This window comes from Micromonospora sp., from assembly GCF_048594385.1.
GTDB lineage: Bacteria > Actinomycetota > Actinomycetes > Mycobacteriales > Micromonosporaceae > Micromonospora > Micromonospora wenchangensis.
Genome location: NZ_JBMDWU010000115.1, coordinates 1 through 5,452, shown reverse-complemented (window position 1 = coordinate 5,452; position 5,452 = coordinate 1). Strand labels below are relative to the sequence as shown.

7 protein-coding genes are annotated in these 5,452 nt (G+C 71.2%); all 7 read right to left on the bottom strand.

Translation table 11 applies throughout. From position 1 onward, the window contains the following. Positions 1-144: 144 nt before the first annotated feature. A complete protein-coding gene (locus ACOJTC_RS05485) occupies positions 145-684 on the bottom strand; it encodes a metal-sulfur cluster assembly factor (protein WP_420116011.1) in 540 nt (179 codons plus the stop codon). Continuing rightward, the gene (sufU, locus tag ACOJTC_RS05480; RefSeq protein ID WP_204926102.1) at positions 681-1,157 is read right to left on the bottom strand and encodes a Fe-S cluster assembly sulfur transfer protein SufU; all 477 of its coding nucleotides are present in this window, start codon (positions 1,155-1,157) and stop codon (positions 681-683) included. The genes ACOJTC_RS05485 and sufU overlap by 4 nt, the downstream gene beginning before the upstream one ends. Continuing rightward, positions 1,157-2,461 (bottom strand): cysteine desulfurase, encoded by a 1,305-nt coding sequence (locus tag ACOJTC_RS05475; RefSeq protein WP_088645040.1) that lies wholly within the window; start codon positions 2,459-2,461, stop codon positions 1,157-1,159. The genes sufU and ACOJTC_RS05475 overlap by 1 nt, the downstream gene beginning before the upstream one ends. Positions 2,462-2,483: 22 nt before the next feature. After that, the gene (gene sufC / locus ACOJTC_RS05470; protein WP_204926100.1) at positions 2,484-3,257 is read right to left on the bottom strand and encodes a Fe-S cluster assembly ATPase SufC; all 774 of its coding nucleotides are present in this window, start codon (positions 3,255-3,257) and stop codon (positions 2,484-2,486) included. Continuing rightward, the gene (locus ACOJTC_RS05465) at positions 3,257-3,601 is read right to left on the bottom strand and encodes a non-heme iron oxygenase ferredoxin subunit (protein ID WP_204926099.1); all 345 of its coding nucleotides are present in this window, start codon (positions 3,599-3,601) and stop codon (positions 3,257-3,259) included. Before ACOJTC_RS05465 ends, sufC begins: the two co-directional genes overlap by 1 nt. A 1-nt stretch (position 3,602) precedes the next feature. Continuing rightward, complete coding sequence (gene sufD, locus ACOJTC_RS05460; RefSeq protein WP_420116010.1) at positions 3,603-4,745, bottom strand: Fe-S cluster assembly protein SufD; 1,143 nt, start codon at positions 4,743-4,745, stop codon at positions 3,603-3,605. A 55-nt stretch (positions 4,746-4,800) separates the two neighbouring features. Then, positions 4,801-5,452: SufD family Fe-S cluster assembly protein (locus ACOJTC_RS05455; protein WP_420116009.1), on the bottom strand; the 652-nt coding region annotated here is incomplete at its 5' end.

Sequence of the window (5,452 nt, the reverse complement as noted above, 5' to 3'; positions counted from 1 at the left end):
CCGTTGAGTCGATCACCCCGCCCGGACCCGGACCCGGACCCGGACCCGGGCCGGGGCCCGGCAGGGCGGGTGGGGCAGGGCGGGTGGACGACGGCGGGCGCGGCACCCGGTGTGGGTGCCGCGCCCGTGAGGTCGGACCGCAGGTCAGACGTTGAAGCCGAGGGAGCGGAGCTGGTCCCGCCCCTCGTCAGTGATCTTGTCCGGCCCCCACGGCGGCAGCCAGACCCAGTTGATCCGGATGTCGTCGACCAGTCCCCCACCGGGTCCGGTGGTCAACGCCTGCCGGGCCTGGTCCTCGATCACGTCGGTGAGCGGGCAGGCCGCCGAGGTCAGCGTCATGTCCAGGGTGGCGACGTTCTGGTCGTCCACGTGCACGCCGTACACCAGGCCGAGGTCGACCACGTTGATGCCGAGTTCGGGGTCGACGACGTCCTTCATCGCCTCCTCGATGTCGGCGAGGGCCGCCCGGCTGCCGCTCGACGCGGCCTCCACCGGGCCGTCGGCGGCCGGGGACCCGGCGACACCGTCGGCAGCCGTGGTGCCGGCGACACCGTCGGTGGCCGGGGTCGCGGCGGCGTCCGCCGATCCGGCGGCACCGTTGGTGGCCGGCGGCGTCACCGCGTCGGTCGTCGTGCTGGCGTCACCGGTCTCCGGCGTCGCCGCGGTAGCGGTGTTCTCGCTCATGCCTCCACCTCCGTCGGGCTCATGCCCACCCCCGCGCGTGCCGCGGCGTCCTTGAACGCCATCCACGGCAGCAGCGCGCACTTGACCCGGGCCGGGTAGCGGGCGACACCCGCGAAAGCCACCCCGTCACCGAGTAGTTCCTCGTCCGGCGTGACCTGGCCACGGCCGGACATCAACGCCACGAACCCCGCGTGCACGGCGGCGATCTCCCCCGCGCACCGGCCGGAGAGCCGGTCGTACAGCACGCTCGCCGACGCCTGACTGATCGAACAGCCCGCACCGTCGTACGAGATGTCCACCACGATGTCGCCGACGGCGGCCACCCGTACGGTGACCTCGTCGCCGCAGGTCGGGTTGACGTGGTGCGCCTCGCCCACCTCGGCGTCGGGGCGGTCGGCGTCGCGCAGCCCACGCCCCTGCGGGCGCTTGTAGTGGTCCAGGATGATCTCCTGGTAGAGCTGGTCCAGCTGCATCAGTCGAAGATCCTCCGCACCTGTTCGAGACCCGCCACCAGGGCGTCGATCTCCTCCGTGGTGGTGTACAGGTAGAACGACGCCCGGGTCATCGCCGGCACCCCGAACCGGGTGCAGACCGGCTTGGCGCAGTGGTGGCCCACCCGCACCTGCACGCCGAGCGAGTCGAGGACCTGCCCGACGTCGTGCGGGTGCACGTCGCCGAGCGCGAACGAGATGGTGCCGCCCCGGCCCACCGGCACCGTCGGGCCGAAGATCCGCAGGCCCGGCACGGTCGCGAGCGCGTCCAGCGCGTACGCGGTCAGCTCCTTCTCGTGCCACTGGATCGCCCGCATCCCGACGCCGGTGAGGTAGTCGACCGCCGCGCCGAGCGCGACGGCCTCGGCGATCGGCGGGGTGCCCGCCTCGAACCGGGCCGGCGGCGCGGCGAACGTGGACCGGGCCATCGACACCGTCTCGATCATCGAGCCGCCGCCCATGACCGGGGGCATCGCGGCGAGCAGCTCGCCCCGCCCCCACAGCACGCCGATGCCGGTCGGCCCGCACATCTTGTGCCCGGTGAACACGATGAAGTCGGCGTCCAGGTCGACCACGTCGATCGGCTGGTGCGGCACCGACTGCGAGCAGTCGAGCAGCAGCAGCGCGCCCACCTGGCGGACCCGTTCGGTGATCCGGGCGGTGGCGTTGACCGTGCCGAGGATGTTGGAGGTGTGCACCAGCGCGACGATCTTCGTCCGCTCGGTGACCAGGTCCGCCAGCCCCGACTCGTCCAGCCGGCCGGTGTCGGTGACCGGGAACCAGCGCAGCGTCGCGCCGGTCCGCTCGGCCAGCAACTGCCACGGGACGATGTTCGAGTGGTGCTCCATCTCGGAGATCACGATCTCGTCGCCGGGGCCGAGCCGGAACCGCTCGTCGGCGTCGGCGCGCAGCGAGGCGTTGGAGAAGGCGTACGCCACCACGTTGATCGCCTCGGTGGAGTTCTTGGTGAACACCACCTCGTCGACGCTCGGCGCGTTGACGAACGCGGCGATCTTCGCCCGTGCCCCCTCGTACGCCTCGGTCGCCTCGGTGCCCAGGGTGTGCACCGAGCGCGACACGTTGGCGTTGTGCATCGCGTAGTGCCCGGCGAGCACGTCGAGCACCTGGCGGGGTTTGTGCGAGGTGTTGGCGCTGTCGAGGTAGACCAGCCGGTGCCCGTTGACCTCCCGGTCGAGGATCGGGAAGTCGGCCCGCACCGCGGCCACGTCGAAGCGCGGCACGTCGTCGTACTGCGGCATCCCGTCCGGGATGGCGATGGTGGTCATCTCAGCGGTCCCCGTCCGTGTGTCAGGCCCGCGCCGCGCCGGCTCCGGCGACGTACCGCTCGTAGCCCTCGTCCTCGAGCTTGTCGGCCAGCTCCGGCCCACCCTGCTCGACGATTCGGCCGGCCACGAAGACGTGCACGAAGTCGGGCTTGATGTAGCGCAGGATGCGGGTGTAGTGGGTGATCAGCAGCAGGCCGGTGTCACCGGTGTCGCGGACCCGGTTGACCCCCTCGCTGACCACCCGCAGCGCGTCCACGTCGAGGCCGGAGTCGGTCTCGTCGAGGATGGCGATCTTGGGCTTGAGCAGTTCGAGCTGCACGATCTCGTGCCGCTTCTTCTCGCCGCCGGAGAAGCCCTCGTTGACGTTGCGCTGGGCGAACGCCGGGTCCATCTGGAGCTTCTCCATCGCGCCGCGCAGCTCGCCGCCCCAGGTACGCAGCTTCGGGGCCGCGCCGTCGATGGCGGTCTTGGCGGTACGCAGGAAGTTCGCCACCGAGACGCCGGGCACCTCGACCGGGTACTGCATTGCCAGGAAGAGGCCGGCGCGGGCCCGCTCGTCGACGGTCATCTCCAGCACGTCGACCCCGTCGAGGGTCACCGAGCCGCCGGTGATCTCGTACTTGGGGTGACCGGCGACCGAGTACGCCAGGGTCGACTTGCCGGAGCCGTTCGGGCCCATGATCGCGTGGGTCTCCCCCGACCGGACGGTCAGGTCGACGCCGGACAGGATCGGCTTGAGCTCACCCTCGGGCAGCTTGACCGACACCTTCAGGTCGCGGATCTCCAGGGTGCTCATTATCGGGTCACTCCATTGCTCGGCGTCGGGCGGCCGTCGGCGCCCACGGGAAGGTAGATGTCGCCGTCGCGGACCTCGACGGCGTAGACGGGAACGGGTTCGGTGGCGGGCAGCCCGGTGGGCTCACCCGTGCGCAGGTCGAACCGGGAACCGTGCAGCCAGCATTCCAGCGTGCAGCCCTCGACCTCGCCCTCGGACAGGGCCACCGAGGCGTGCGAGCACTCGTCGTGCACCGCGTAGAACTCGCCGTCGGTGCCGTGCACGACGGCGACCTGGAGGCCGTCCACGTCGGCGCTGATCACGGTGCCCTTCGGCACGTCCTCGGTCGCGCAGATCCGGATCATGTCAGGCCCCGGCCTTCGAGAGCCGGGCCTCGATCGCGTCCCCCAGCCGCTCACGCAGCGACTCGACCGGGATCTTGTTGATCACCTCGGCGAAGAAGCCCCGGACCACCAGGCGACGCGCCTCGTCCGCCGGGATGCCCCGGGCCATCAGGTAGAACAGCTGCTCGTCGTCGAACCGGCCGGTCGCGCTGGCGTGACCGGCGCCGGCGATCTCGCCGGTCTCGATCTCCAGATTGGGTACGGAGTCCGCCCGCGCGCCGTCGGAGAGCAGCAGGTTCCGGTTGATCTCGTACGTGTCGGTGCCGGTCGCCTCGGCCCGGATCAGCACGTCGCCCACCCAGACGGTGTGCGCCTGCTCGCCCTGCAACGCGCCCCGGTAGCCGACGTGACTGCGGCAGTCGGGCACGTTGTGGTCGACGAGCTGGCGGTGCTCCAGGTGCTGGCCGCCGTCGGCGAAGTAGACGCCGTACAGCTCGGCCTCGCCGCCCCGGCCGGTGTACTCGACAGTGGTGTACTGGCGGACCAGGTCGCCACCCAGGCTGACCTGGATGTGCGACACCTTGGCGTCGCGGCCGAGGCGGACCTTGAGGTGCTGGGCCTGCACCGCGTCGGCGGCCCAGTCGGCGACCGTGACCAGGGTCAGCTTCGCCCCGTCGGCCACCGCCACCTCGACGTTGTCGGCGAGCGTCGCCGCGCCGACGTGCTCCAGCACCAGCACCACCTCGGCGAACCGGCCCACGTCGACGAACGTGTGCCCGAAGGCCAGCCCGGCGGCGTCGTCCCCGACCACCCGCAGGCTCACCGGCGCGTCGACCACGGCCTCGGCCGCGACCTCGACCAGCAGCGCCTCACCGGCGCCGCCGTAGGCCAGCGCGCTGACCCGGTCGACCGGGGTGAGCACGCTGCCCACCCGGGGGTCGTCCCGGCCGATCCGCCCGACGGTGACGCCGGCCGGCAGGTCGGCGTACTCGTGGTGGACCGTGCCGGTGGCGGCCTGCGCCCCGTCGGTCAGTCCACGGAGCCGCTTGAGCGGGGTGAAGCGCCACTCCTCCTCCAGGCCGGTCAGGGCCGGGAAGTCGGCGACGTCGTACGAGCGGAGCGCCTGCGACTTGGTGCTGGGCGGCGCGGAAGCCTGGGTAGTCATCTCTTCCTTGGTCTGTCTGTCCGGGACGACGGTGTCGTGGGGCGGCGGGGCGGCGTCAGCCGACCGCGCCCTCCATCTGGAGTTCGATCAGGCGGTTGAGCTCCAGGGCGTACTCCATCGGGAGTTCCTTGGCGATCGGCTCGATGAAGCCGCGCACGATCATCGCCATCGCCTCGTCCTCGCTCAGCCCCCGGCTCATCAGGTAGAAGAGCTGGTCGTCGCTGATCTTGGAGACGGTCGCCTCGTGCCCCATCGACACGTCGTCCTCGCGGATGTCGACGTAGGGGTAGGTGTCCGAGCGGGAGATGGTGTCGACCAGCAGCGCGTCGCACTTGACCGTGCTGCGGCTGTGGTGCGAGCCCTCCAGCACCTGCACCAGCCCCCGGTACGAGGTACGGCCGCCACCCCGGGCGATCGACTTCGACACGATGGTGCTGCTGGTGTGCGGCGCGGCGTGCACCATCTTGGCCCCGGCGTCCTGGTGCTGGCCCTCACCGGCCATCGCCACCGAGAGCACCTCGCCCTTGGCGTGCTCGCCGGTCATGTAGACCGCCGGGTACTTCATGGTCACCTTGGAGCCGATGTTGCCGTCGACCCACTCCATGGTCGCGCCCTCGTGGCAGACGGCCCGCTTGGTGACCAGGTTGTAGACGTTGTTCGACCAGTTCTGGATGGTCGTGTAGCGGCAGCGCGCGTTCTTCTTCACG

Excerpts from the sequence above, each read along its gene's own strand:
- ACOJTC_RS05485 (WP_420116011.1), bottom strand. The coding sequence starts at position 684 with ATGAGCGAGAACACCGCTACCGCGGCGACGCCGGAGACCGGTGACGCC.
- sufU (WP_204926102.1), bottom strand. The coding sequence starts at position 1,157 with ATGCAGCTGGACCAGCTCTACCAGGAGATCATCCTGGACCACTACAAG.
- ACOJTC_RS05475 (WP_088645040.1), bottom strand. The coding sequence starts at position 2,461 with ATGACCACCATCGCCATCCCGGACGGGATGCCGCAGTACGACGACGTG.
- sufC (WP_204926100.1), bottom strand. The coding sequence starts at position 3,257 with ATGAGCACCCTGGAGATCCGCGACCTGAAGGTGTCGGTCAAGCTGCCC.
- ACOJTC_RS05465 (WP_204926099.1), bottom strand. The coding sequence starts at position 3,601 with ATGATCCGGATCTGCGCGACCGAGGACGTGCCGAAGGGCACCGTGATC.
- sufD (WP_420116010.1), bottom strand. The coding sequence starts at position 4,745 with ATGACTACCCAGGCTTCCGCGCCGCCCAGCACCAAGTCGCAGGCGCTC.